Consider the following 24,914-nt stretch of genomic DNA (forward strand, 5'->3'; position numbering starts at 1 on the left):
CCGGCGCCGTGCTGACAGGACAGGATCCGAAGGCCCCCTAGGGGGTCATCGCGGCGCGGGTCCGGGGGCCGTAGATGCCCGTCGGGTCGCCGGTCAGGCCTCGGTCGCTCTGGAACTGGGCGACCCCGCGCCGGGTCTGTTCGTCGTAGACACCGGTCGGGGAGACGTACGTGAACCCCTGCGCGAAGAGCCGTTCCTGGAGGGCGCGCACCTCGGCGCCGGTGTCCCCGGGCCGCAGGGTGCCGCCGGCGGGCGGGGTCGCGGTGCGCGGTGGCGCGACGGGCTGCTCCGGCCGCGTGGAGCGGCTCGGCGTCGGGCCGCCGGAACCGGCCGGGGCGGAGCTCGACGGTCCGGGCGCGGAGGGGCGTGCGGACCCGGTCGAGGACGCGTCGGGTTCACCGGCGCCCGGACTGCGGGCCAGCAGCCCGGGGCCGGGCACCTCGGGCGGTCTGACCGGGCGCGGCGGATCGTCCGGCGGGGAGTCGAGCAGGGTGAGCAAGGTGGCGGCGGTGAGCAGCGCGAGGAGACCGAGGGCCACCAACGAGTAGCGGGTGCCGCGTTCGCGCCGCCCGGGCGTGGGCGGTACCGGAACCGCGACCGGGGCCGGGGCCGGGGCCGGATCGACCGGGGCCGGGCCCGCGGCGTCCGCCGGGAAGGGGGTCGCGCCGGGAGCGGGTACGGCGGCCGCCTCGGCGCGGGTCCCCTGGTCGGCCCCGCTGGGCGAGGGGGTGGTGACCGGACCGTGCTGCGGCCAGAGCGGGGTGCCCGTGCGGCGCGGGCCCGCACGGCGGGAGGAGCGCCCGCCGCGGGCGACGTAGGGGCGCACGAGGAGCCGGTCGTCGAAGACGGGGCCGTTCTCGTCGGGGTGGTGGGGCACGGTCGTCTCCAGGCAGGGCCAACGGTCAGGGGGTGGCCCCTGGGGTCAAAGTAGCGCGAACCAGGCGCCGCCCCCGCGGCGGGGCCGGAACCTGCCGCTCCACCCGGCCGGAAACGGTCGCCGGGCCCGCGGGAGAAGGGGCGGGGACCGGTGCGGCGGTGCGGAACCGGCCCCCGCCCGGCTCTCGGACCCCGGTGGCGGCGCCGTGCCGATACCCGAAGTGCGCCCCGTGCGGTGGTTCTTGGTCGGGCGCACTCTTTCCTCCGGAAGGCACCCGGGTCAAGCCTGATGTCCGTAAATCAGCGATCCGCCCGACGTGTCCCCTCGTGAAGCGCGTCGACGGGTCGTCACCCGTAAGCGGTACGGGACCCCCGCGTCCAGGACGTGCGTGCGGCATGGTGGAGGGATGCAGTTGCGCCGGGCCGTCCCCCTGTCCCTCGTCGTGCTCCTCGCGGGCACCGGATGCTCCTCCGTCGGTGACGGTGACGGCGCCCAGGCTCCGTCCTCCTCCCGCCCCGCCGCACCGTCCGCCGACGCCTCCGCGCCACCGCACGGCGTCCGGACCGGATCCTCGCCTTCCGGGGCGCCCCCCGGCCCGCTCTTCGTGGTGCCGGACCCGGCGCCGAACGTCCGCCGCTCACCCGGCGCGCACACCGGTACCCGCAGCCACACGGGCACCGGCACCGACGGGCCCGCCCTGTCGCCCGCCACACCCCCACCCGGAGCCGACCTCGGGTCAGGGTCAGGGTCAGGGTTCGAATCCGGGTCCGGGTCCGGGTCCGGGTCCGGGGAGGAACGCCGGGCCGGCGAGCGGGCGATGCAGCCGTCGGCGCCCCGACGCACGTCCCCCCGCAAGCCCGCGCCGTCCCATCCGCGCCGGTACGCGGCCCCGCCGCCCGCCCGGGTGAGCGGGCAGCAGGAGATGGACGACCTGTGCGCGGCCACCGACGGCACGCTTCCTCCCTCCGTCGTGGACCTGTGCGTGGGCCGCTTCGGCGAATGAACCGCGTGCGCTGAACCGTGTGCGCTGAACCCGTGCGCTGAACCGTGTGCGCTGAACCGCATGCGGCGAGCCGCGCGTGCGGCCCCGGACGGCGGCGCGCCGCGGCAGCTCGCGACAATGACTTGACCCTCCCCCTGTGTCAGCCCTTGCACTGGAAGACGTCATGTTCACCATCGGAGACTTCGCCAAGCACGGCCGGGTGTCGGTCCGCATGCTGCGTCACTACGACGCCATCGGTCTGCTGCGCCCCGCACGTGTCGACCCCCACAGCGGGTACCGCCACTACGAGGCGGCCCAGCTCTCGCGGCTCAACCGGATCATCGCGCTCAAGGACCTCGGCTTCAGCCTCCAGCAGGTGGGCTCGATCCTCGACGAGCGGCTGGATCCCCAGGAGCTGCGCGGCATGCTGCGGCTGCGCCGGACGGAACTGGAGAGCGCCATGGCCGCCGCGGCGGACCGGCTGGCCCAGGTCGAGACGAGGCTCCGGACCATCGAGAGCGAGGGCACCATGTCCACCGACGACATCGTGATCAAGAGCCTGCCGGCCGTGCGACTGGCCGAGCTGACGGCGATCGCGGCGAGTTACGCCCCGCACGACATCGGGCCGGTCATCGGGCCGCTGTTCGCCGACCTCTGCGCCCGGGCGGACGCGGCCCGGGTGACGCCCACCGGTCCCGGGGTCGCCTACTACGAGGACGCGCCGGACCAGGACGGCGGGGCGATCCTGGTGCACGCGGCGCTGCCCGTGGCGTCCGCGGTCCGCGCCGAGGACCTGGGCGGGCAGGTGCGGATCGTCGTCCTCCCGGCCGTGGAACGCGCGGCCACCGTGGTGCACCGGGGCGCGATGGACGACGTACTGCCCGCCTCGCAGGCGCTGGCGCGCTGGCTCGACGCCCGGGGCCTGCGGTCGGTCGGCTACGCCCGCGAGGTGACGCTCGCGTGCCCGCCCGACCGGAGCCAGTGGGTCACCGAGCTCCAGGAGCCGATCGCCCGCGGGCGGGCGGGCGGTGCGTAGGCTGCCCGGATGAGACGCGTTCTGGTGGTCGGGATCAGTGGGGCGGGCAAGTCGACCCTGGCGGCGGCGCTGAGCCGACGGCTCGGGGCGCCGCACCACGAGATGGACGCGCTGTACTTCACGGGGCCGCGGTGGGGCGTGAACGAGACCTTCGTGCGGGACACGGCCCGCCTCGCCGAGCGGGACGCGTGGATCTTCGACTCGCTCGGCTATCGCGCCGTCCGCGACCTGCTGTGGGAGCGGGCCGACACGATCGTCTGGCTGGACCACCCGCGCCGGGTGGTCATGTGGCGGGTGCTGCGCCGGTCCCTGCGCAGGACCGTGCGCCGCGAGCGGGTCTTCGGGGGCAACGTCGAGGGGTGGCTCGGCTGGCTGCAGGCCGACCATCCGGTGTGGTGGGCGTGGTCGCGGTACGCCGCCCGGCGCGCGGAGATCGCCCGTCGCGCGGCCGATCCCCGCTTCGCCCCGCTGCACGTGGTCCGACTGCGCAGCCAGGCCGAGGCCACGGCGTGGCTGCGCGGCGTCGAACGGCCCGATGACGACCCGCGGAACGACGAGCCGCACGGCGCCGGAGCCGCTTAGAGCGATTCCCGCGCCGCGGTGCGGATCGGGCGGACGCGGCGCAGGGGCCCGGTCGCCGGGCCGGCGGCCCGCGTCGTCCGGTTGCCGGTGCCGCGGGTGTCACGGGCCGCGGGGCGCAGCCGGCGCAGGGTGGTGCGGGCGTGGTGGCCGCGGCGGCGCCACTCGGCGCGCGGGATCCCCGCGCGCGGACCGCCGCCGGTGATCAGCGCGTTCACCGGGGCGTGCGGATCGGCGGCCATCCCCTTGGCCACCAGCACGCCCACGACCAGCGGGAGCAGGGCCACGGCGAGGGCGGACCCGGCGGTGGTGACGTTCCGCAGGCGCGGGTGGCGGCTTCGGGTGGTGGCGTCGGATGTCATGTCCTCATTCGAGCAGGACCGGCCGCGCGGGGAATCGGGCGGCGTACTCAGGTCGTTGGGTGTGAGGTACTCAGTCGGCGCGGGCCGGGAGGGCGGAACACCATGGCGGATGCGGCATCCGGCGGCTTCGAGCCCGCGACGGGCGACGGACCGCCGCCGGCGCACGGCGCGGCGGCGGCGAAGGCACGGGCCGCGGAGGTGCGCACGGCCTACGAGGGGCTGCTCACGATGCGGCGGATCCTGGGCGGCGGCGCCGCGGCCGCCGAGGGGCCGGAGCCCCTCCCCGTGCCCGCGCCCTGGGAGCGACAGCGGATGCCGCGCGCGGTGGCGCTCGTACTGGAAGCCGCCGGCTTCGCGCCGTCGGCGCTGGACGCGGCGGGCGGGCGCGCCGCCACCGGCTACCGGGTCCTGGCCGGGGAGGGACCGGAGCGGGTCGAGGTGAGTTGGGTGGGACCGCCGGGCGGTGGGGCCGCCGGGGCCGAGGAGGAGCGGCTGTCGGCGTGCGCCGAGGTGCTCGGACGGCACGGCTGGGAGTGCCTGCTCTACCGGGGGCCGCGGCGCCGGCGCTTCCTGGAGGTGGAACCGCGGCGCTGAGCACGGCGCGCCCCGGCGCCCGGCGCCGGAAATCCGGTGTCGTCCGTGGTGGCGGTGGTGCACGCTGACCGGATGAGCATGATGGACGCCTTCGCGGCGCGGGTCGACGACGGCGAGACGGTGGAGCTGCGCCCCGGGGGTTCCTCGACGGTCCCGCTCGTCCACGACCGGGATCCGGTGGTCGTGGCGCCGGTGGACCGGGTCCGCCCGCGGGCCGCCCCCGCCGCTCCCGCCGTGCTGCCCGGGTCGGTCCCGGCGCCGCGGCTGGACCTGGTGCCGCTGGCGGTCGAGCACGCGCGGGAGATGGTCGGCGTATTGGCCGATCCCGCGCTGCACGCGTTCATCGGCGGCGCGCCGGCGGAGCTCGACGCGCTGCGCGCCCGCTACGCGCGACAGGCCGCGGGCTCCCCCGACCCGGCCGTCCTGTGGGGCAACTGGGTGCTGCGCTCGCGCGCCGGAGGGCGACTCGTGGGGACCGTACAGGCCACCGTCGAGGACGGCACGGCGGAGGTGGCCTGGGTCATCGGGACCGCCTGGCAGGGGCACGGCTACGCCCGGGAGGCGGCGCGCGCGCTGGTCGCCGCGCTGACGGCGCCCGCCGTCGGCCCGGCCGTCGCGCACACCGTGGTCGCACACGTCCACCCGGACCACCACGCCTCGGCGGCCGTGGCCGCCGCCTGCGGACTCGCGCCCACCGCCGAAGTACAGGACGGCGAGGTCCGCTGGCGACTCGGGCCCCAGGACTGACGGGTGTCCGGTGAGGCGCATGAACCGCGCTCCGGCAGGTCGGGGAATACGGTTACGGAGGTGCCGGGTTGCCGGGACGGCGAGATCAACGGGATGGTTCGGGAGGGTTCATGGCAGTGAGCGGCACGGTGGTCGACGGATTCGAGGGGGTGCGCGAGGAGTTCGCCGCCTTCCTCGAGGCCGAGGAGCACGCGCCCGGCGCGCAGTTGGTGGTGTACCGGGGTGGTGAGCGGGTCGTGGACCTGTGGTCGGAGGGGGTGGACGCCGACTCCCTGCTCGGCGTCTTCTCGTCCACCAAGGGCGCGGCGTACCTGGTGACGGCCCTGCTGGTGCAGGACGGCCTGCTGGACCTCGACCGCACCGTCGCCTCGTACTGGCCGGACTTCGCGGCCGAGGGCAAGGACGGGATCACGCTGCGCGAGTTGCTGGCCCACCGGTCCGGGGTGATCGGCTCGGACGCCGGGTTCACCGCGGCGGAACTGGCGGACGACCGGGCGTTGGCCGCCCGGTTGGCGGGACAGCGCCCCTTCTGGCAGCCGGGCAGGTTCTTCGGCTACCACGCCATCGTGATCGGCGCCCTGGTCGGCGAGGTGGTGTTCCGGGCCACCGGGCGCACGCTCCAGGACTGGTACGAGGAGCGGATCCGCGCTCCGTACGGGCTCGACATGTGGCTGGGCCTGCCGGAGTCCGAGGAGCCGCGCTTCCTGAGCACGCTGGCGATGCTGCCGACGCCGGAGCAGGCGGCCGAGATCGAGGCTGCCGCCGCGAGCCCGTACGGCCTCGGCGGGATCGCCTTCAACGCGCACGCGCCGGGCAACGGCGAGTTGTACGACTTCCCCAACTCGCGTGCCGTGCGCGCCGGGGGCCAGGCGTCGGCGGGCGGGCTCGGCTCGGCGCGCGGTCTGGCGGGCCTGTACGCGGCCGCCGCCTTCGGCCTGGACGGGCGGGCGCCCCTGCTGAAGCCGGACACGGCAGCCGAGTTCGCCCGGATCCACTCCGAGGGCAAGGACCTCGTGAGCGGCACGGCCAAGGCGTTCGGCCTCGGCTTCCAGAGCTACGGCCCGAACTTCCCGGCCCTGGGCGCGGGCGCCTTCGGCCACAGCGGCGCCGCGGGTTCCCTCGCGCTCGCCGACCCCCGCCAGGGCTTCGCGTACGGCTACGCGCGGCGCCGGTACGCCTTCCCCGGCGGCGCCGCCCCGGAGAGCGAGCGCCTCCTGTGGTCGGTGGTCCGCGCGCTGGCCTGACGGGAGCGCGTCCGCCGCCCGCGGGGGCGGCCGGGCCGGTCCCCGCACCGGCGCGGCGCCTCCTGCGGGGCGCCTATCCCCGGGCCGGTACCGCCGCGCCGTCGGGGTAGCGCAGCAGGCGCAGGGCGTTGGCCACGACGATCAGCGTGGAGCCCTCGTGGACCAGGACCGCCGGGCCGATGCCCATGCCCAGGACGGTGGCCGGGACCAGGACCGCGACGATGCCGAGGCTCAGCCAGAGGTTCTGCCGGATGATCCGGCTGGCCCGGCGGCTGAGGCCGGTGATGAAGGGCAGTCGGCGCAGGTCGTCGGACATCAGCGCGATGTCCGCCGTTTCCAGGGCGACGGCGGAACCGGCCGCGCCCATCGCCACGCCCACCGTCGCGCCGGCCATCGCGGGCGCGTCGTTGACCCCGTCACCGATCATGGCGGTCCGGTCGGCGGCGCGCAGCCTGGCTACTTCGGTGACCTTGTCCTGCGGCATCAGGCCGCCGCGGACCTCGTCCATGCCGACCGCGCGGCCCACCTCGTCGGCGACCCGCTGGTCGTCGCCGGAGAGCATGACCATCCGGGTCACGCCGAGTCCGCGCAGCTCGGCCACCGTGTCGGCGGCGTCCGGACGCGGGGCGTCCATCAGGCCGAGCGTGCCGAGGTAGCGCTCGCCCCGGCGCACCAGCATGGTGGTGCGGCCGGTCTCGGCGAGCTGCCTCGTCCGCTCGCGCAGCGCGGCCGGTACGGGCGGACCCGCGAGGGTGTCGACGTAGGCCAGGCTGCCGATGTGGACGTCCTCGCCGTCGAGTTCGGCGCTGACGCCGCGGCCGATGACGGCGCGCAGGTTCACGGCGGCCGACGCTTCCGGCGCCCCGTCCAGCAGCGCGGGGGCGTCGCGGACGACGGCCTGCGCGAGGGGGTGGTCGCTCAGGCGCTGCACGGCGAGGGCGGTGCGCAGCAGCTCCTGCGGGCCGGCGCCGTCGGCGGCCTCGGCCTCGGTCAGCCGCGGGCGGCCCTCGGTGAGGGTGCCGGTCTTGTCGAAGGCGATGGTGCGCAGCCGCCCGAACTCCTCCAGCGGGGCGCCGCCCTTGACCAGTACGCCGCCACGGGCCGCGCGGCCGACGGCGCTGAGGACGGCGGCCGGGGTCGCGATGGCGAGGGCGCAGGGGCTGGCGGCGACGAGGACGGCCATCGCCCGGTAGAAGGTGTCGGCGAAGGGTTCGCCGGTGAGGGCGCCGACGCCGAGCAGCACCGCGACCAGGGCGAGCACGCCGGGGACGAACACCTTCTGGAAGCGGTCGGTGAAGCGCTGGGTGGGTGAGGTCCGTTCCTCGGCCTCCTGCACCATGCGCACCACCCGGGCGAGGGTGTTGTCCCGGGCGAGGCGGGTGACGACGACGTCGAGGGCGCCGGCGCCGTTGACCGTACCGGCGAAGACCCGGCTAGCGGCGTCGACGGCGGCCGGGTTCGCGAGGGCCGCGGCGCGGTCGGCGACCGGCTGCTTGTCGACGGGGATGCTCTCGCCGGTGATGGCCGACTGGTCGAGGCTGCCGGTGCCGGAGGCGACGAATCCGTCGGCGGGGACCCGGGTGTGCGGGCGGACCAGGACGGTGTCGCCCACGACCAGCTCCTCCACGGGGACCTCGACCGGGGTCGCGGCGCGCAGGACGAGGGCGCTGCGGGGTGCCAGCTCGCCCAGCGCCTCGATGGACCTGCGGGCGCGCCCCATCGCGTAGCCCTCCAGGGCGTGGCCGAGGCTGAAGAGGACGAGCAGGACGGCCCCCTCCTCCCACTCGCCGATGGCGGCGGCGCCGGCCGCGGCGATCAGCATGAGGAAGTCGACCTGGAAGCGGCCGCGCCGGACGGTGAGCAGGGCTTCGCGGAGGGTGAAGAATCCGCCGAAGACGTAGGCGGCGACGAAGAGGGGCCTGGTCGCGGGGCCGCCGTTGCCCGTCAGCTCCAGGATCAGGCCGGTCAGGTAGACGGTGAGCGCGAGCAGGGCGCTGACCAGTTCGGCGCGCTCGCCGAGGAAACCGTGCGCGTGGCCGTCGCCGCGGGGCGGGTTCGGCGTGCGGTTCGTATTCATGACATCAATATATCAGCACATCCAAATATATGAACCTGTGCACATCTCAATCCCTTGACTTAGAGTGACGCCATGGAACCCTCGGCCGCCCCCACCCTCACCGAGCCGGACGCCGAGGCGGTCGCCGAGGTCATGCAGGGCCTCGCCTCGCCCGCCCGGATCCGGATCCTCGCCCGCCTGCTGCACGCGCCGTGCTCGGTCGGCGAACTCGCCGACGACCTGGGCCTCGGCCAGCCCACCGTCTCCAACCACCTGCGGCTGCTGCGCCACCTCGACCTCGTCACGGGTCGCCGCACGGGCCGCAGCGTCGTCTACGAGCTGCACGACGCCCACGTGAGCGCACTGCTCCAGCAGGTCCTGGCCCACATCGGGCACGGCGAGCCGGGCGCCGCCCCTGCCTCCGCTCCCGCCCCCTGACGGAGACGCGCGAAGGGGGCACGGGCCGTGTCGGCCCGTGCCCCCTTCGACGATTCCGCGAGGTGCTGGCGTTACTGCGGACCGAAGGTCAGGGTCAGCTGGGGCGTCCCCTCGTTCGCGGCCGCCTCCGAGGACCACAGCCACGCCGGGTCGGCGCCGCCGTTGGTCAGCGCCAGGCTGTAGGAGCCGTTCAGGGCCGCGGCGACGGTGGCCCGGTCCAGAGTGGTCGTGGCGAGCGCCGAGCCGTCCGCGATGCCGGCGAAGCTGCCGAGCGCGGTGGCGCCGAGGGCCGGACGGTTGGAGTAGGTCGTTCCGGTCTCCGTCCACGCGCCGGTGACCGGAACCACGGACACGGTGTCGGTGGTCCCCGCCCCGCTCATCGTGTTCGTCTTCACGCTCAGCGTGGCCGACTTCAAGGCCGTGCCGGCGGGCGCCGCGGGCAGGGTGAAGCGCAGGTAGCTCTGGTAGAGCGCGCTGCCGCCCACCGCCAGGGAACCGGAGGTGCCGAAGTTGGTGCCCGGTGCGCCCGCGTTGGCGTAGGTGTCCTCGGCGGCCTGGACCTGGACGACCGAGTCGGCCGGAGCCGTGGCGAGGGCGTAGTGGTTCTGCACCTGTGCGGCGGTCAAGGCCGTCGGGTAGACGGCGGTCTCGTCGAGCCGGCCCGCCCAGTAGTCGCTCGTGGGACGCTCCGGCCAGCCGTTCAGGTTGTCACCGCCCGCGTGCCAGTAGCCGGCGAAGTTCTCGTTCGTGGTGACGTTCAGGGTGCCCTTCTGCGCCCCGTCCACGTAGAGGACCATGCCGCCCGCGCCCTGGGTCGCGACGACGTGGTGCCACTGGTCGTCGTTGTAGCGGGCGGCGCCGCCCGTGGTGATCGTGCGGGTGGCTCCGGTGTAGACGCCGAAGGTCAGGCGACCGTCGTTGGTCATGTAGACGTGCTTGTCGTACTGGCTGCTGCCGCGCGTCTGGTTGTTGCCGAAGCCGACGAGCTTGCCGCCGCGCGTGGTGTTCGTCTTGAACCAGGTCTCCAGCGTGTAGCTGCCGCCGACCGTCGAGCGGCGGTCGCCGTACACCTGGGTGTCCGTCCCGTTGAAGCCGATCGCCGTGCTCGCGCCGGTGACCGCGCCGGGCGTCTGGCGCAGCGCCGGGGCGTTCAGGTGGACGCCGCTGGAGTTGCCGCCGTCCGAGGAGTCGGCGACGAAGGGCAGCGCGCTCTCGTCGTAGCGCCAGTACTGTGCGGCGCCGTCCGTGCGCACCTGGTTCGGGTAGGCGTCCGCGGTGGCCGGTACGGTCACCGATGCCGTGGCGGAGAGGGCGCTGGTGTTGCCCGCGCCGTCGGTCGCGGTCACCCGGTAGCTGTACGACTGGCCCGCCGAGACGGTGGTGTCGGTCCAGGACGCCTGCGGGCGCCGGAAGAACAGCGAGTCGGCGGCGACCGTGGCGATCGGCGTGGCCGAGCCGTTGCGGTACACCTTGTACGTCAGCGTGCTGTCGTCGAGGTCGAGGCTGGTGCGCCAGCGCACCTGGACCTGGCCCGGCTTGAAGCTCACCGCGCTCGCGACCGGTACGGTCGGCGCCCCGGTGTCCCCGGTGGAGGCGAAGCGGGTCAGGCTCTGCTGCGCGGAGCCGTTGACAGTGGTGAACTCGCCGCCGACCCAGAGGTACTGGACCCCGGCCTTGGAGCCGACCGCCATCACCCGCGGTCCGATGCCCTCGCCGATGCCGTCGTTGGTGTCGGGGGCCCAGCCCAGTTTGGCCGTGCCGGTGGTGGGCTCGGCGAGCAGGTGGTGGCGCTGCCCGTCGGGGTACTCGCCGACGCTGGAGCAGTCGTGCGCGTGCGAGGCGCTGTAGAGCACGTTCTGGTAGGGCAGCACGGCCTGCGTGGCGCCGAGGCAGGTGTCGCGCCACCGTTGGCCGAAGTCCGCGAGGTCGAGCGCGATCCGGCCGTCGAAGACCCCGCCGCCGGTGCCCTCGTTGCCGGTGTAGAAGCCGGTGGCGTCGACGGCGATGTCCTTGACCACCGAGTTGGTCTCGATGAAGCCGGGATAGGACTTGGCGAGCGCGCCACTGGTGGCGTCCACGACGGCGAGCGCGTGGGTGTTCGTACCGTTGACGGTGAAGAAGTCGCCGCCGATCAGCACGTTCTTGCCGTCGGGGGTCACTTCGACCGCGCGGCCCGGTTCGTCGGCGTCCGCCGTGAAGGGCCGCAGGGCGCCGTCGGTGGTGGTGACGGCGGCGAAGCGCTGGCGGGACTGGCCCTGGACGGTCAGGAAGTCGCCGCCCGCGTAGACGGTGTCGTCGGTGACGGCGAGCGCGCGGACCGTGGCCGCGAAGGACGGGTGGAACGCCGCCTTCGGGGTGCAGGTCGCCACGTCGATCGCGGCGAGGCTGGAGACCGGCGTGCCGTTGACGGCGCCGAAGTACCCGCCCGCGTACAGGGTCTGCTTGTCGGGCGACAGGGCCAGCGCTCGGACGGTGGCGGTGCCGCCGCCGACGGTGAAGGAGAGCGTGCAGGCCGTCGGGGCGCCGGTCGCCGCGTCGAGGGCGACGAAGTTGACCGCGGACCGCTCGGCGCCGGCGCCGCCCTCGGGCGGCCGGACGGCCGAAAAGGTGCCACCGGCGAAGATCGTGCCGTTCGCTTCGGCGAGTGCCCAGACGACGCCGTTGGGCTGCCAGGTCGACAGCGCGTCGGCCGTGAAGGCCACGGGCGGCGTGAGCGCCGCGGCCTGTGGTACGAGGCCCAGAGCGATGGCCGTCGCGCCACCGGACAGGGCCAGGGCGAGAGCGGTCGCCAGGCCTTTGGATCTGCGCATGAACCCCCCAGTTCACAGTGCGAGGTGATGAAGGTGCACGGCGGTGCGTGCGCGCACATGGCCGGAAACAGCCGAACCGGCGCCGTGCGTAGGGCGCACACTAGGGCGATTCCGCGCCGCGTTCATCACACTTGACCCATCGGATGCGGAAAAATGCGCTCCCGCCCCGCCCGGTGCCCCCTCAGCCGACCGGCGCGGCGCGGCACAGGAGCGCGGCGGCGGACGGGCGGGACCCGACCCGGGTGGTGAAGGCGATGCCCGCCGCGTACTCCGTGGGCAGGCACTGGCCCTTGTAGGCGCCGTGGGCGAACTCCCCGCCCGCCGCGCCCGGGGGCCGGTTGTCGCCCCGGTCGAACCACACGGTGCGGCCCGCTCCGGCGAGGGCGGCGCGGCCCGGCGCGCACAGGGCCGCGGAGAGCCGCTCGCCGCGCACGCTGTACCCGATCAGGAACTGGCCGGCCGGGCACTGGAGCTTCGTGTAGCCGCCCGCCCAGTCGCCACCGGCCGGCACGTACCGCTCGTCGCGCACCACGCTCTGGGCGCCCGTCGCGGCCCGCAGGCCCGAGCTGACGCAGAGGCCCCGGCCCCCGGTGTGGCTCAGAGCGACCAGCCCGGAGCCGTCGGGGCAGACCGCCTTGCGGGCCCCGCCGTCCCAGTCGCCGGTGGCCCGGGTGAGCAGCGAGGCGACCTGGTCGCGGTGGTCGGTGGTCAGCATCGACCAGCGGGTGACGGGGGCGACCGGCCCGCTGCGCCCGGCGGAGGCGGCGAGGGCGGCCCAGGGGGCCGTGCGCCAGTCCCCCGGATCCAGCACCCCGGTGCGGCGGCCCGCGGCGTCGTAGCGGAGCAGGGCCCAGTCGTCGCCGCCCGGCGCGCCCTGCGCCGTGGTGCTCCATCCGACCAGCGGCCAGTACGCGAAGTCGGCGTCGGAGGCGGCCAGGTACGAGGCGAGGCGGGTGAACCAGGTCCGCTGCGCGCCGCCGCCCTCGCCGGCGCCGATGCCGAACTCGCTGATCCACACCGGGGCGGTGAAGTGGTTGCCGCTCTCCGCGGAGACGTAGAAGGCCTGGTCGTACAGGGCCTGTTCGAGTTCGGCGGCGCTCATGTCCTGGTAGCGCGGGTCATGGGTCTCGCCGAGCCCGGTCGCGCCGCTGTGGTGGGGCCCGGTGTAGCCGTAGAAGTGGGCGGAGTAGACCAGCTTGTCCGAGGCCACGAGCGTGTGGGAGAGGGTGCGCACGGGCGTCAGGGTGGGGCGGCCGTGCGGCAGGCCGTCCAGCGGGATGCCGGTCCAGTTGATGCCCTCGATGACGACGAGCAGGTCGGGGTTGGCCTCGGTGAGGATCCGGTCGGCGGCCTCCTCCGCCGCCGCGTACCAGTCGTGGCCGTCCCCCAGCCCCCAGTTGGGGTCGTCGAGGGTGTCGCGGCGCACCTCGTTGTAGAGGTCGGCGCCGACCACCCGCGGGTTGTCGCGGTAGTGACGGGCGAGGAACACCCAGTCGTCGGCCCACTGGGCGGTGGAACGCCCGCTGTTCCAGCGTTCGTTGCCGTCCAGGCCGCAGCACCAGCGGGTGGTGTTGGTGTGGTTGTTGAGGATGACCGCGAATCCGTCGGCGGTCAGCGCGGCGACGACCGCGTCGTACACCTGGAACGGCGTCTTCCCGCGCAGCGTCGGATTGGCCGCGACCGCGGCGTCCGGGACGGGGGCGGTGGTGCGCAGCATCTCGCCGGAGAAGGGCAGCCGGATGCTGTTGAGCCCCAGCGCGTGGAAGTCGGCGAGCAGGGCCGTGATCGGGGTCCGGTCGAGGCCGAGCGGAATCCCGTGGGAGTCCTGGCCCGCGTGGTGCGTGGCGGGGTCGGCCGCGTCCCCGGAGCCGTTCCAGGAGCCCTGGGCACCGTCCCAGTTCCCGGAGCGCAGCCGCAGGCGCTCGCCCTTCGCGTCCACGATGTAGCGGCCGCGGGTCGACAGCGGCGGCGTCCAGGTCGCCGCGGCCGCCCGGCCGACGCCCGCCGCCGCGGCCCGCGCCTCCTGGGCCCCGGCGGCCCGCGCCGGTCCGGCCGGCACGGCGAGGGCCGTGACCAGCAGCGCGCACAGCAGCGGCGCGCACCGCAGGAGGGCGCGGCGGGCCGCGCTCAGGGGGCTCTGCATCTCGCACCTACCGGTCCGGTCGCCTGGCAGACATGAATGAACGCGGTCAAGTTACCGGCCGGTCGGCGCCAGTGGAAGGGAGAGGGCGGCCCCGGCGGGCGCGCACCCTGGCGAAAGCGCCACGCCGTGGCCCCGGCCCCTCTACCGTGCCTGCAGGGGGATCGGCTCGGTCGACGGAAGGCGGGGGCGGATGGACAGGGACGAAGACATGCGGCTGGCGAGGATCACCCCGGAGATCTCGCGCCGCACCATCACGCTGCTGCGGGAGCTGGCCGGGCTGGAGCCGCCGGAGCGGGTGCCGGAGGACGCGATGGTCCTGGCGGACGCGATCCTCGCCGAGCACGGCACGGACGGGCTGCGGGTCCTCGTGATGACCCTCTCCGCGTGGGCGACCGCCCAGATAGAGAACGTCGCGGAGCTGAGCCAGCGCAGCTACGAGGCGGTGCTCGACGCGATGGAGCTGGCCTGCCTGGAGGCCAACGGCGACGAATGACGGCGGATCGCGACGGAGAACGGCCATCGGGCCGCCGGTCGGCGACACTGGTTGGAGCGGGGGGTCCCGATCGGAGGCCGTCGTGAGCAACCCTTCCCCCATCCGGATCGCAGCCGCCCTGTCCACCGAACACCGCGGGCGGCTGATGAGCCACGCCCACGAGGTGAACTTCCCCGAGGGCGCGCGGATCTTCGACGAAGGAAACCGCGCCGAAACCTTCTGGATCGTGCGCTCCGGCACCGTCACCCTGGAGATCCCGGTCCCCGGCCGCCGGCCCGCCCCGGTGGAGAGCCTCGGCCCCGGTGAGCTGGTGGGCTGGTCGTGGCTGTTCCCGCCGTACGTCTGGCAGCTGGGCGCCGAGGCGATGACCCCGGTGCGCGCGTACGAGTTCGACGGAACGACCGTCCGGATGCTGATGGACGCCGACCCGACCTTCGGTTCCGCCGTGGGCCACTGGGTGGGCCGGGTACTGGCCCACCGCCTGCACCAGACCCGCACCCGCCTGCTCGACCTGTACGCCCCCCACTAGGGCATACGCGCCTTCCACCAGGGCCCCGCGGCGGCGCCGTCGGGGCCCGCACCGACCGGATACCGGCCTGCCGCGGGCCTTCGCTGGCCCGATGTCGACGGACCGATCTTCGGCCGTTTCGTATACAGGTTCTATACAGGTTTTCCTACAGGTCACAGGACTCCGGACCGACACAATCCGCAATCATCCGGTCGCTTTCGGTGACGTGAAATGGGGGTGCGGGTGAGCGGCCGTGCCCTGGGTGGGCAACACTCGTGTCCGTTATCCGAAACAACCACCCAAGGGAGTGTTCGAAATGCGGTCCATCGCAAGGGGTATGGGTCTCGCTTCCGCGGCCATGGCGCTCACCGCGCTCACCGCACTGGCCGGGTCGGGGGCGGCCGACGCCGCGCCCTCCGGCACCGAGAGCCTCTACGCGCCGTCCGCGCTGGTGCTCGGGATCACGGCGGGCGACGACGCCCGCAACGGAACGGTCCTGCGCGCCGTGACGCTCGTCTGCGCACCCCGCCCGAGCGGGACCCATCCGGACCCGGCGGGCGCGTGTACGGAGTTACTCGCGGCCGCCGGCCAGGCCGACACGATCACCCGCGGCGGCTCCGCCGGGCCGTGCACCAGGGAGTGGGACCCGGTGACGGTCACGGCCGACGGCGTCTGGCAGGGCAAGCACTACAGCTACCAGCACACCTTCGCCAACCGCTGCGCGATGCGGGGCGGCAGCGGGTCCCTCTTCGCGTTCTGACGAGCGCCCCGGGTCAGCCCAGTTCGAGGCTGGTCACCCCGTAGAGACCGGGGAGGTCGACCTCCGGCGCGGGGCCCGTGTACATCCGGGCGGCCTCGAAGGTGGGGACCAGGCCGAGTCCGGACACGAGGGCGAGGGCGGCGGGATTGGCGTCGGGCACGTCCACCGCCACCGGTCCCGCTCCCCCGTCCGGGGCCCCGGGCACCGTCGCCGCCAGCCGCTGGATCAGGGCGGCGGCGACGGCCGGGGTGGCGGCGTAGAGCGGACCGATCCGCGAGGCCGCACTGCACGGCCGGATCACCCCGAGGCCCTCCACCCGCCCGTCACGGACGGCCGCGAGCGCCGTGCGGCCGGGCAGCCCGGTCCAGGCCGCGAGGAAGGAATCGCGCGGCTCGGGGAAGAACCGCCGGTCATAGGCGGCCAGTTCGGCGAAGGGCAGGGAGCGGGCGTCGATCACCTCGATGCCGGCGCCGGCGCTCCCGAAGTCGCCGCTCCCCTGCGGCGCGGCGGGAACGCCCTCGTGGCGGACGTTGTTCCAGGCCGAACGGAAGCCGGACTTACGGTAGTTGTCCTGCTGGGCGACGACCCCGTCCAGGCCGACGAGGCGCCCGTCGAGCCGGGCCATGGCGGCGTGCCAGAGCTGGATCCCGTACCCCTGCCCGCGCACGGCGGGGCGGGCGATGTAGAAGCCGACGAAGCCGAACCCGGCGCCGTAGCGGACCGCCGAGACGCAGGCCACGGGCTCGCCGTCGAGCCGACCCACCAGGAAGCCGCGCGGGTCGGCCACGGCGAAGGCCAGCCGGTCGGTGTCACCGGGATTCCATCCTTCGTCGTCGGACCAGGCCCGGAACAGTTCCATGTCGCCGGCGCTCGCGCCGGCGATCTCGAATGCGCTCATGTGCGGTGTTGTACCAGAGGTGTGGTCCGTCCCGGTACGGTGCCTGTCCGGCCGACGGCCCGTCAGTGACCGCCCCGGGGCTCCCAGCAGCCGCCCTCCATGTACGAGCCGTGGGTCTCGATCCGCACCGGATCGTGCAGTTGGCCGCCGACGCAGGGTCCGCCCTCGTGGACGCGCAGCTCGAACCAGAGGGTGCCGGTCTGCCCCGGACCGCTCTTGACGACGCCCGGGTCCACGGCGTAGCCGAGCCCCTCCAGCGCGGTCCGCAGCTCCGCCTCGGTGTGCGGGACCGTCCTGCCCTCCCCGGTCAGGGCCGCCCGGATGCGCTCCGCGTGGGCCCGGCCGAGACACTGCTCCCTGGGGGTGTCGGGCAGTTCCCTCTTGAACGCGTTGTTCTCGGCGTACTTGTCAGTATCGCCAACGCGCGCCCCGCGGACCTGAGTACCCGTACTCAGCCGATGTCAGTGGGCCCGGCTATAACGGGAGCGGAAGACAAGGTCCGTTCCGTCCCGGAGGATGCCATGACCGCCGTGCAGTGGAAACTCGTCGTCGACTGTGCCGATCCGCTGCGCCTCGCGCGGTTCTGGTCGGCCGCGCTGGGGTACGCGCAGGAGGAACATTCCGAGCTGATCGAGCGGCTGATCGGCTTCGGCGCGGTCACGGACGCCGACTGGATGGTGGTGGACGGTCGGAAGGTGTGGCGCAGCGCCGCGGCCGTGCGCCACCCGGAGGACCCGGTCGACCCGGCGACCGGGGTCGGGCTGGGGCGCCGCGTGCTCTTCAACGCCGTGCCGGAGCCCAAGCGGGGCAAGAACCGGCTGCACATCGACCTGCACTTCGGTCCGGAGCGGCGGGTGGCGGAGAGCGAGCGGCTGACCTCGCTGGGGGCCACGGTGCTGCGGACGGTGGAGGAGCACGGCATGTCGCACGTGGTGATGGCGGACCCCGAGGGCAACGAGTTCTGCGTGCAGTGATGCCGCCGGCGCCGCCGGCCGGTCGGCGCGCCGCTTAATGCTTCGCCCCGGGGGGCGGGGGCTGCGTAGGGTCGGGGGCATGGGGAAGCCACTCGTCGTCGTGTTCAGCGGAGCCGGAATGTCCACCGATTCCGGGATCCCGGACTACCGGGGGCCGCAGGGCCTGTGGCGCCGGGAGCCCGGCGCCGAGAAGTTGGTGACCTACGAGTACTACATGGAGGATCCGGAGATCCGGCGGCGGTCCTGGCTGATGCGCGCCGAGATCGCCGCGCTCGGGGCGCTGCCCAACGCGGCGCACCTGGCCGTGGCCGCGCTGGAGCGCGCCGGGACCCCGGTCCGGGTCGTCACCCAGAACGTCGACGGGCTGCACCAGCTCGCCGGAATGCCCGACCGCAAGGTCTTCGAACTGCACGGAACCGCCCGGGCCGTCGTCTGCACCCGGTGTCACGTCCGCTCCCCGATGTCCGAGACCCTGGACCGGGTCGCGGCGGGCGAGCCCGACCCCGCCTGCCTGACCTGCGGCGGGATCCTCAAGGCCGGGACCGTGATGTTCGGCGAGCGACTCGATCCCGAGGTGTTGGCGCAGGCCGTGGCGGTGGCCAAGGGCTGCCAGGTCTTCATCGCCGTCGGCAGCACCCTCCAGGTGCAGCCCGCCGCCTCGCTGGCCGGGATCGCGGCCGAGCACGGCGCCCGGCTGATCATCGTGAACGCGGAGGAGACCCCGTACGACCCGCTCGCCGACGAGGTGATCCGGGAACCGATCGGGAGCGCCCTGCCCGCGCTGCTCGACCGGCTCCAGGACGTCCAGGTCTAGGGGGTCCAGGTCCAGGGGCGTCCAGCGGGTCCGCGGCCCCGCGGGCTCAGCCGCCCGCGTGGGCCTTCTTCACCGCCGCGAGGTCGATCTTCTTCATCGTGTACACGGCGGCGCTGGCCCGTGCGGCCTTCGCCGGATCGGGGTCGCTGATCAGGTCGATCACCTCGGCCGGGACGACCTGCCAGGACAGGCCGAAGCGGTCCTTGAGCCAGCCGCAGACGGACGGCTCGCCGCCGTCCGCGGTCAGCGCCTCCCAGTAGTGGTCCACCTCGGCCTGGTCGGCGCAGTGGATCTGGAAGGAGACGGCCTCGGTGAAGGTGAACTGGGGGCCGCCGTTGAGCGCGACGAACTTCTGTCCGTTGATCTCGAACTCGACGACCATCACGGACCCCACCTCGCCCGGACCCGCGTCGGTGTAGTGGCCGATCCGGCCGCGCTTGCCGTCCTTGAAGACGGAGAGGTAGAAGTCGGCGGCCGCTTCCGCTCGGCCGTCGAACCACAGGCACGTGGTGAAACCGTTGCTGATCATGAATGCCTCCAGCGGGTGTGGGCGGGTTCTCGTCCCACCCATACAGACCGGTCCCGGGCCCGATTCTCATCGGTGGGCCCGGGACCGGTCCGCGAAGCACCCGTACGGGCTACATTTCCAGCATGCGGTCGACGACCCGCTCGGCGGCCCGGCCGTCGTCGAGGTCGCAGAACTCCGCACGGAACGCGGCGCGCCGCTCCGCGTACTCGGCGCCGATCGCGTCCGCGTCGCGCACCGCGGCGAGCAGGCTCGTCGCATCGTGCAGCAGCGGGCCCGGGCCCTTGGCCTCCAGGTCGATGGTGAGGCCGCGCAGCGTGTCGCGGTAGTGCGCCAGGTCGTAGGTGAACAGCAGGATCGGCCGGTCGGTGAGCGCGAAGTCGCACATCGCGGAGGAATAGTCCGAGACGAGCACGTCGGCCACCAACAGCAGGTCCGTGGCGTCGGCCCAGCGGGACACGTCCTTCACGAAGCCGTCCCGGACCGCGTCGCGGACCTGCTCGGTCACCCGGTAGTGGCCGCGGACCAGCAGTACGTGGTCCTCGCCCAGCTCGCGCCGGGCCTCGTCCAGGTCGATGCGCAGGTCGAGCTTGTAGCCGTTGGACCAGCCCTCGTTGTTCTCGCGCCAGGTCGGCATGTAGAGGACGACCTTCTTGCCCTCGGGCAGCCCGAGACGGCGGCGGACCTCGGCGATCCGGTCGGCGTCGGGGCGCACCAGGGCGTCGGCGCGCGGGCTGCCGACCTCCATGACCTCGCCCTTGAAACCGAGGGCGCGCTTGAGGACGGGCGTGGCGAAGCTGCTCGGGGAGACCAGCAGCGACCACTGGGCGCTGTCGTGCTCCAGCGCTTCGAGCACCTCGGGGCTCGAGTAGTAGTCGTGGATGAAGTCGTGGCCGATCTGCTTGAGCGGCGTGCCGTGCCAGGTCTGTACGACGACCTGGCCCTCGCGGCGGAAGAACGGCGCGGGCACGCTGTCGTTGGCGACGTAGTAGCGGGCGCGGGCCAGTACGTCCCACGCTTCCAGGCTGCGGTACTGCACGGCGCGCGCGGTCGGCGGGACCTCCGTGTGGCCGTCGCGGACCAGCCAGACGTGCTCCAGCTTCTCGCCGCGGCGCACCAGCTCCTCGTGGATGGCGCGCGGCGAGTCGCCCGCGCCGTTCCCCTGGAAGGTGTCGTAGACCACGATGTCCTTGACCGGGGCCCGGCGCTGCTGCGGGTAGGTCACGTCGCGGGCGATGCGCTGCGCGTAGCGGGAGCGGTCGTGCGGGGTCAGCAGCTGGTCGACGACCAGCGCCATGCGGTCGAAGAAGCGCGCTTCCACGCGCATCCGCCGGCCGTCGACGGTCAGACCGGCGGGGCCGCTACCGAGGGCGGGGGCGAGCATCTGGACCGGGGCACCCCGGTCGACGCCGAGCAGGCTCGCGGTGACGCCGCCGCGGCTGACCGGGCGCAGCGTCGGCCACCAGCGGCCGTGCGGCAGCGTGGTCCGCCCCGCGAAGTGCTCGGGCAGCACCGGGACGAAGGAGGCCTCGAAGCGGCCGTCGCCGAGGGTGACGGGGTAGCTGTACTCCTCGCCGTGCCAGTTGTGCAGGACCAGCTCGTGCGGCTCCTCCGCGCTGTCGGCGGGCGGCAGGTAGGTGCCGCGCAGGGTCAGTCGGCCGTCCTCGGCCTCGACGGTCTCCACCAGCGGCGGCGACGGCTGGAGGGCGAAGCAGAGGTGCCCGAGGGCGGTGCGCTTGACGAAGACGGAGCGGCCGGTGTCGTCTCCGGGGACGGGCACCACGAGGCCGGTGAACCCGCCGCGCTCGTCGTGCGCGAGGTCGACGGCCGTGCCGTCGGCCCGGGTCACGGACAGGTTCCACGGCTCGGGGAGCCATTCGCCGGGGGCGGGCACCGCGTCGGGCACGGCGGCCAGGTCGGCGACGGGCACGCGCACGGTGAAGGCAGCGCGGCCGCCGTGGGCGCCCGGGGTGGTCTCCAGCGGGAGCGTCACGACGGTGCCGCTGTTCTGGTGCTGGGCGCGCAGGGCGGCTCCGGCGGCGAAGTCGTCAGCGAGCTCGCCGCTGATCACGAAACCGGTGCCGTCGGCGTCGGGGCGGACGTCCAGGACCCGGGCGCGGACGACCTCGACCGTGACGGTGAGCGCACCGGCGACGGTGGGGACGATCCGGACGTCGGGCGCCACCCAGTGGGCGGGCGGGGTCAGACCGCTGTCGTGGTCGCCGCCCTTGAGCCGGGCGCGGTGCAGACCGCCGGCGCCGGTGACGGCGATCGAGGTGGTCCACGTGCCGTCGCGCCACTTGCCGCCCTGCTGGAAGACGGAGGGGTCGACGACGGCGGTGAAGCCGGCCCAGTCGGCGTGCCGGAGCGCGAGGTGCGCCGCGTTCACGGTGGCCATGGGCGCGGCGACGGTGCGGGTGTTGACGACCGTACGGCGGCGCTTGCCCTTCTCCCGGAAGATCAGCATCTTGCGGGAGCCCAGGCGGCTCTCGGCACCGAGGTGGCCGGGCAGGGCGTAACCGCGCAGCAGCAGCTTGCCGCCGCTCCACGCCGCGTGTTCGAGCTTGCTGACGACGCGGCGTTCGCGCGGGCCGAGGGTGAGCACCTTGGCCGGGACGGGCGGGCGGCCCTGGAGGAAGGGGTAGTCGGCCTGCGGTCGGGCGAGGCCCTTGACCGGGACGCTGTAGGAGAAGTCGCCCTGGTGCTTGAGGAGCGCGATGAAGTCCTCGACGCGGCCTTCGCCGGCGAGGTAGGCCTTGAGCCGGTCGGCGACGGTGAGGTCGCTCCAGGGCTCGCTGCCGATCTCGCGGACCAGGGCGCCGACCTCGCGGACGAAGGCGTCGCGGAAGTCCTGGCCGCCCTCGGGCACGTACTTGTAGATGAGCGGGAGTTCTTCGCTCAGCACGTTGTGGTCGAAGTCGCGCAGGTAACGGGCGTACTTGGCGCCGGTCTTGGCCTGGAGCGCGTCGCGGACCAGGCGGACGGACTTGACCCGGTCGACGAGCGAGACCGGGTCGGTGGAGCGCTGGGTGATGGAGCGCTCACCGGTCTCGCGGACGCGCCAGTGGTAGACGACGTCGCTGAGCACGTCGACGCTGGCGGCGAAGTAGTGCGCGGGGATGCTGACGGGGGCGTCCTCGTAGAGGATGCCCTCCGGGTACTGGAACCCGTGCTCGTCCCAGAAGGTGCGCCGGTAGACCTTGTTCCAGGCGGTCCGGTCGGTGACGAGCGGGGCGAACTTGGAGATGTGCGTCTTCAGCCGGGTCTTGGCGAAGGGCGCCTTGTGCCCCCACGACTGGTTCATGCCGACCGAGCGGAACCGCAGGACGTTGCCGCCGACGAAGTCCGAGCCGGTCTCGTCGAGGGTGTCCACCATCAGCTGGTAGGCGTTCGCCGGCAGGGTGTCGTCGCTGTCGACGAAGGCGAGGTACTCGCTGCCCTCCGTCAGGTGCCGGGCGCCGGCGTTGCGGGCGGCGCCGAGTCCGGCGTTCTCCTGCATGACCAGTCGGAAGCGACCGTCCCGTGCGGCGAAGGCCTTGGCTATGACGGCACTGGTGTCCGTCGAGCCGTCGTCGACCATGATGACTTCGAAGTCGCCGAACGTCTGCGCGGCGAGAGACTCCAGGCACTCATCGAGGTAGAGCTCGACGTTGTAGACAGGGACGACGATGCTCAGGCGCGGGGGCATGGGTGACGAATTCTCCAGCGGGTCTGTCAGTCAATGATCAGCTAATTACAGCATCTTACTCTGTAACGGGATTATAAACTCCACCCAATCCGGACAAAACTGTGCAGGTGACGGGGGCGAACGGCAAAGAATTCGACCGCTCGCCACCCCACCGCGAACGTACGTACCGTCAGACCTCGAGTTCGGCCTCGATCCGCTTGAGATGGTGCCGGGCCATCGCGAGGTTGGCCCGTTCCTTGTCCAGCGCCAGGTAGAGGAAGAGGCCCTGGGCATTGCGGCCGCGCAGCAGCCGGATGAGGTGGTATTGCGAGCCGAGGGTGATGAGGATGTCCTCGATCTCGTCCTTGAGGCCGAGCAACTCCATGGTGCGCACCTTCGCGCGCACCACGTCGGTGTTGCCCGCGGCGGCGACCGCGAGGTCGAAGTCCTTGCCGCCGCCGATGGTGCCGAGGGCCATGCCGCTGCCGTAGTCGACCAGGGCGGCGCCGATGGCGCCGTCGATGGTGGTGGTCTCCTTGAGGGCGGTCTCCACGTTGGCCATGGGGGATTCCTTTCCGGTGTTCCTACTGGTGATGGGGCGATGGGTGGTGCGGTGGTGGCGCGGGTGGTGCGGTGCGTGGTGCTCGGGGTCAGCGGGGGCCTTCGGGAGCCTGCGGGCCGCGGCGGCCGAGGACGCCGTCTATGAGCTCGGCGATCCGCAGGCTGGAGCGGCGGGCCTCCAGGTGGAGCCGGCCGACATTGGCGCGCGGCTCCGCGATCAGGGTCAGGACCGCCGCGTCCCCCGCGGCGTAGGTGGCGACGTACCCGTGCTCGCCCCGGACGAGCAGTTCCCGGAAGTCGCCCTGTCCGGTGCTGTCGCTGAGCCGCTGGGCCACTCCGAGGGCGGCGGCGGTCAGCGCCGCCACGGCTTCCGCCTCGGTGGCGGCCGTGTCCCGGGCGAGCACCAGCCCGTCGGCGCTGGCGGCGAGGGCTCCGGTGAGCTGGGGGACCCGGGCCCGCAGCCGCCGCAGCTCTGCGAGGATCTCGGCTTCGGCCTCGGCGGGCACCATCGACAGTCTCCTTTCGGTTTGACGCCCCCGCTCGGCCTGCCGCCGGTCGGCGCGCGGTCGCAGCGGGAGCCTCACAGGCTTGCCTCCAGTGCGTCGCGTAACCGGCGGAGCAGGGCCACGTCCGGGGTCTGGGCCTGGGTCATCCACTCCGGCAGCGGCTCGGCCACTGGCCCGGGCACCGGTGCGTGGGGGGTCTCGACCAGTCCGGCGGCGGCGAGCCGCCGTACGTCGAGCAGTGTGTGGAAGGCCGGGCGTCCCAGCACCCAGGCCAGTGCGGCGGGGGTGCGCACCCCGTCCGCCTGCCGTAGCAGGATGCGCTGGCGGCTGGTGACGGTCTGGCCGGGCGCGGCCGCCCGGGGCACCACCGGCGAGGTGTCGAGCAGGGGGTACGGCCACACCGCGTCCAGCAGTTCGCGCCGGCGCCGGGTCTCGCGCTCCACGGCGGCCGCCGGTACGGAGCGCACCGAGCCGATCCAGTGGGTGGCCCCGCGCCGGAAGCGCGAGGGTCCGCTGCCCGGGGAGAGCGCGAAGAAGGCGGCGTCGAAGATCGCGGCGAGGTGGCATATCTCCAGTTCGCCCCCGGCGAGCCCGCCGCTGTCGACGAGGAACCGGGCGACCTGGCGGCGTGCTCCGGCCCGGTCCACGGCCTCCCGCCAGCGTTCGGGGGCGAGCCCGCCGCCCTTGGTGAGCAGGACGTCGAGACCCGGCGTGGCCGGGCTCTCGGCGTGCACGATCCGTCCGTCCTCCAGGAAGAGGGTGCCGCGGTCGCGCAGGAGGGCTCCGGTGGCCCGCTCGGCGGCGAGCCGGGTGAGCAGCGGGGAGACGGCGGTGGGGCCGGACACGGTGTCGGCGGTGAAGGGCGCGGTGGTCATCTGAGCACCAGCCCTTCCGCCAGGTCCCTGAGTCTGAGTCGGGCGAGGGCGAGGTTGCCCTGGGACCGGTCCAGCCACAGGTGCAGGAAGACGCTGCTGTCGAAGCTCGTCTCGACGAAGCGCAGCACGTGGTAGCCGGTGCGCGTGGTGACGATCAGATCCTCGATGGGCGGGCCCTCCTCGTCACCGGGGGCCGTGCGGCCGTCCCCGTCCGGCGGGCCGGGCGCGAAGGACTCGTATTCGGCGGCGGCCCGGGCCAGCTCCGCGGTCTCCGCGGCGGTGGTCTCGTGGTCCCCCACCGGTGATTCCCCCGCGGTGCCGAGGGCCAGTCCACTGCTCCAGTCCACCAGCGCGGCCCCGCGCGCACCGGGCAGCGTCATGGCTTCGAGCAGGCATTCGTCGATCCCGGGCACGCGGGTTCCCCTCCCGGCCGGTCGTGCGTGGTGCACGTTCGTGCGGCGCGA

Annotated in this window: 25 protein-coding genes; 12 read left to right on the plus strand and 13 right to left on the minus strand. The window is 73.9% G+C overall.

Annotated elements, in window-relative coordinates:
- Positions 1 to 37: 37 nt before the first annotated feature.
- Positions 38 to 877, minus strand: a complete 840-nt coding sequence (locus tag ACIQWR_RS08005) for a peptidoglycan-binding protein (protein ID WP_404005893.1) — start codon at positions 875 to 877, stop codon at positions 38 to 40.
- 406 nt (positions 878 to 1,283) lie between these two features.
- On the opposite strand from ACIQWR_RS08005, the gene ACIQWR_RS08010 reads away from it, so the two are divergent.
- The 3 genes from ACIQWR_RS08010 (at position 1,284) to ACIQWR_RS08020 (ending at position 3,477) form a co-directional block, all read left to right on the plus strand.
- Positions 1,284 to 1,880 carry a hypothetical protein gene (locus ACIQWR_RS08010; protein ID WP_404005894.1) on the plus strand — a complete coding sequence of 199 codons (597 nt, stop codon included), beginning with the start codon at positions 1,284 to 1,286 and terminating at the stop codon, positions 1,878 to 1,880.
- Positions 1,881 to 2,043: 163 nt separating this feature from the next.
- Positions 2,044 to 2,895, plus strand: coding sequence for a MerR family transcriptional regulator (locus ACIQWR_RS08015; RefSeq protein WP_404006393.1), 852 nt, complete (start codon positions 2,044 to 2,046; stop codon positions 2,893 to 2,895).
- 9 nt (positions 2,896 to 2,904) lie between these two features.
- Entirely contained in the window at positions 2,905 to 3,477 is a 573-nt protein-coding gene (locus tag ACIQWR_RS08020; protein ID WP_404005895.1) for an AAA family ATPase, read from the plus strand.
- Here the strand turns inward: ACIQWR_RS08020 and ACIQWR_RS08025 are convergent.
- Positions 3,474 to 3,836: a hypothetical protein gene (locus ACIQWR_RS08025; protein WP_404005896.1), complete on the minus strand. Its 363-nt coding sequence runs from the start codon at positions 3,834 to 3,836 to the stop codon at positions 3,474 to 3,476. The genes ACIQWR_RS08020 and ACIQWR_RS08025 overlap by 4 nt on opposite strands.
- A 102-nt stretch (positions 3,837 to 3,938) precedes the next feature.
- On the opposite strand from ACIQWR_RS08025, the gene ACIQWR_RS08030 reads away from it, so the two are divergent.
- The 3 genes from ACIQWR_RS08030 (at position 3,939) to ACIQWR_RS08040 (ending at position 6,421) form a co-directional block, all read left to right on the plus strand.
- On the plus strand, positions 3,939 to 4,430 hold the full coding sequence (locus ACIQWR_RS08030; RefSeq protein WP_404005897.1) for a hypothetical protein: 492 nt from the start codon (positions 3,939 to 3,941) through the stop codon (positions 4,428 to 4,430).
- Between the two features lie 234 nt (positions 4,431 to 4,664).
- Entirely contained in the window at positions 4,665 to 5,177 is a 513-nt protein-coding gene (locus tag ACIQWR_RS08035; RefSeq protein ID WP_404006394.1) for a GNAT family N-acetyltransferase, read from the plus strand.
- 110 nt (positions 5,178 to 5,287) lie between these two features.
- On the plus strand, positions 5,288 to 6,421 hold the full coding sequence (locus ACIQWR_RS08040) for a serine hydrolase domain-containing protein (RefSeq protein WP_404005898.1): 1,134 nt from the start codon (positions 5,288 to 5,290) through the stop codon (positions 6,419 to 6,421).
- A gap of 73 nt (positions 6,422 to 6,494) precedes the next feature.
- Here ACIQWR_RS08040 and ACIQWR_RS08045 read toward each other — a convergent pair whose 3' ends face one another.
- Entirely contained in the window at positions 6,495 to 8,498 is a 2,004-nt protein-coding gene (locus ACIQWR_RS08045; protein WP_404005899.1) for a heavy metal translocating P-type ATPase, read from the minus strand.
- Positions 8,499 to 8,570: 72 nt separating this feature from the next.
- Here ACIQWR_RS08045 and ACIQWR_RS08050 point away from each other — a divergent pair, with 72 nt between their 5' ends.
- Entirely contained in the window at positions 8,571 to 8,915 is a 345-nt protein-coding gene (locus tag ACIQWR_RS08050; RefSeq protein WP_404005900.1) for an ArsR/SmtB family transcription factor, read from the plus strand.
- A 71-nt stretch (positions 8,916 to 8,986) separates the two neighbouring features.
- Here ACIQWR_RS08050 and ACIQWR_RS08055 read toward each other — a convergent pair whose 3' ends face one another.
- Positions 8,987 to 11,725 carry a DNRLRE domain-containing protein gene (locus ACIQWR_RS08055; protein ID WP_404005901.1) on the minus strand — a complete coding sequence of 913 codons (2,739 nt, stop codon included), beginning with the start codon at positions 11,723 to 11,725 and terminating at the stop codon, positions 8,987 to 8,989.
- 181 nt (positions 11,726 to 11,906) lie between these two features.
- A complete protein-coding gene (locus ACIQWR_RS08060; protein WP_404005902.1) occupies positions 11,907 to 13,868 on the minus strand; it encodes a glycoside hydrolase family 5 protein in 1,962 nt (653 codons plus the stop codon).
- A 190-nt stretch (positions 13,869 to 14,058) separates the two neighbouring features.
- On the opposite strand from ACIQWR_RS08060, the gene ACIQWR_RS08065 reads away from it, so the two are divergent.
- From ACIQWR_RS08065 to ACIQWR_RS08075, 3 genes are all read left to right on the plus strand, one after another.
- Positions 14,059 to 14,361, plus strand: a complete 303-nt coding sequence (locus tag ACIQWR_RS08065; RefSeq protein WP_399267206.1) for a hypothetical protein — start codon at positions 14,059 to 14,061, stop codon at positions 14,359 to 14,361.
- 82 nt (positions 14,362 to 14,443) lie between these two features.
- A complete protein-coding gene (locus ACIQWR_RS08070; RefSeq protein ID WP_404005903.1) occupies positions 14,444 to 14,890 on the plus strand; it encodes a Crp/Fnr family transcriptional regulator in 447 nt (148 codons plus the stop codon).
- Between the two features lie 316 nt (positions 14,891 to 15,206).
- Positions 15,207 to 15,629, plus strand: a complete 423-nt coding sequence (locus ACIQWR_RS08075; protein ID WP_404005904.1) for an SSI family serine proteinase inhibitor — start codon at positions 15,207 to 15,209, stop codon at positions 15,627 to 15,629.
- Positions 15,630 to 15,642: 13 nt separating this feature from the next.
- Here the strand turns inward: ACIQWR_RS08075 and ACIQWR_RS08080 are convergent, their stop codons facing one another.
- Positions 15,643 to 16,527, minus strand: coding sequence for a GNAT family N-acetyltransferase (locus ACIQWR_RS08080; protein ID WP_404005905.1), 885 nt, complete (start codon positions 16,525 to 16,527; stop codon positions 15,643 to 15,645).
- 62 nt (positions 16,528 to 16,589) lie between these two features.
- Positions 16,590 to 16,763, minus strand: a complete 174-nt coding sequence (locus ACIQWR_RS08085) for a hypothetical protein (RefSeq protein ID WP_404005906.1) — start codon at positions 16,761 to 16,763, stop codon at positions 16,590 to 16,592.
- Between the two features lie 285 nt (positions 16,764 to 17,048).
- On the opposite strand from ACIQWR_RS08085, the gene ACIQWR_RS08090 reads away from it, so the two are divergent.
- Together ACIQWR_RS08090 and ACIQWR_RS08095 are read left to right on the plus strand one after the other, a co-directional pair.
- Complete coding sequence (locus ACIQWR_RS08090; protein ID WP_404005907.1) at positions 17,049 to 17,501, plus strand: VOC family protein; 453 nt, start codon at positions 17,049 to 17,051, stop codon at positions 17,499 to 17,501.
- 79 nt (positions 17,502 to 17,580) lie between these two features.
- The gene (locus ACIQWR_RS08095) at positions 17,581 to 18,315 is read left to right on the plus strand and encodes an SIR2 family NAD-dependent protein deacylase (protein ID WP_399267201.1); all 735 of its coding nucleotides are present in this window, start codon (positions 17,581 to 17,583) and stop codon (positions 18,313 to 18,315) included.
- 46 nt (positions 18,316 to 18,361) lie between these two features.
- Here ACIQWR_RS08095 and ACIQWR_RS08100 read toward each other — a convergent pair whose 3' ends face one another.
- From ACIQWR_RS08100 to ACIQWR_RS08125, 6 genes are all read right to left on the minus strand, one after another.
- On the minus strand, positions 18,362 to 18,844 hold the full coding sequence (locus ACIQWR_RS08100; protein ID WP_404005908.1) for a VOC family protein: 483 nt from the start codon (positions 18,842 to 18,844) through the stop codon (positions 18,362 to 18,364).
- 109 nt (positions 18,845 to 18,953) lie between these two features.
- The gene (locus ACIQWR_RS08105; protein ID WP_404005909.1) at positions 18,954 to 22,529 is read right to left on the minus strand and encodes a CDP-glycerol glycerophosphotransferase family protein; all 3,576 of its coding nucleotides are present in this window, start codon (positions 22,527 to 22,529) and stop codon (positions 18,954 to 18,956) included.
- 169 nt (positions 22,530 to 22,698) lie between these two features.
- Positions 22,699 to 23,070 (minus strand): hypothetical protein, encoded by a 372-nt coding sequence (locus tag ACIQWR_RS08110; RefSeq protein WP_404005910.1) that lies wholly within the window; start codon positions 23,068 to 23,070, stop codon positions 22,699 to 22,701.
- An 88-nt stretch (positions 23,071 to 23,158) separates the two neighbouring features.
- Positions 23,159 to 23,578: a roadblock/LC7 domain-containing protein gene (locus ACIQWR_RS08115; RefSeq protein ID WP_404005911.1), complete on the minus strand. Its 420-nt coding sequence runs from the start codon at positions 23,576 to 23,578 to the stop codon at positions 23,159 to 23,161.
- A gap of 71 nt (positions 23,579 to 23,649) precedes the next feature.
- Entirely contained in the window at positions 23,650 to 24,450 is an 801-nt protein-coding gene (locus tag ACIQWR_RS08120; protein ID WP_404005912.1) for a transcriptional regulator, read from the minus strand.
- The gene (locus ACIQWR_RS08125) at positions 24,447 to 24,863 is read right to left on the minus strand and encodes a hypothetical protein (RefSeq protein ID WP_404005913.1); all 417 of its coding nucleotides are present in this window, start codon (positions 24,861 to 24,863) and stop codon (positions 24,447 to 24,449) included. Before ACIQWR_RS08125 ends, ACIQWR_RS08120 begins: the two co-directional genes overlap by 4 nt.
- Positions 24,864 to 24,914: the final 51 nt, after the last annotated feature.

The organism is Streptomyces sp. NPDC098789 (genome assembly GCF_044759975.1).
In the GTDB taxonomy this organism is placed as follows: domain Bacteria; phylum Actinomycetota; class Actinomycetes; order Streptomycetales; family Streptomycetaceae; genus Streptomyces.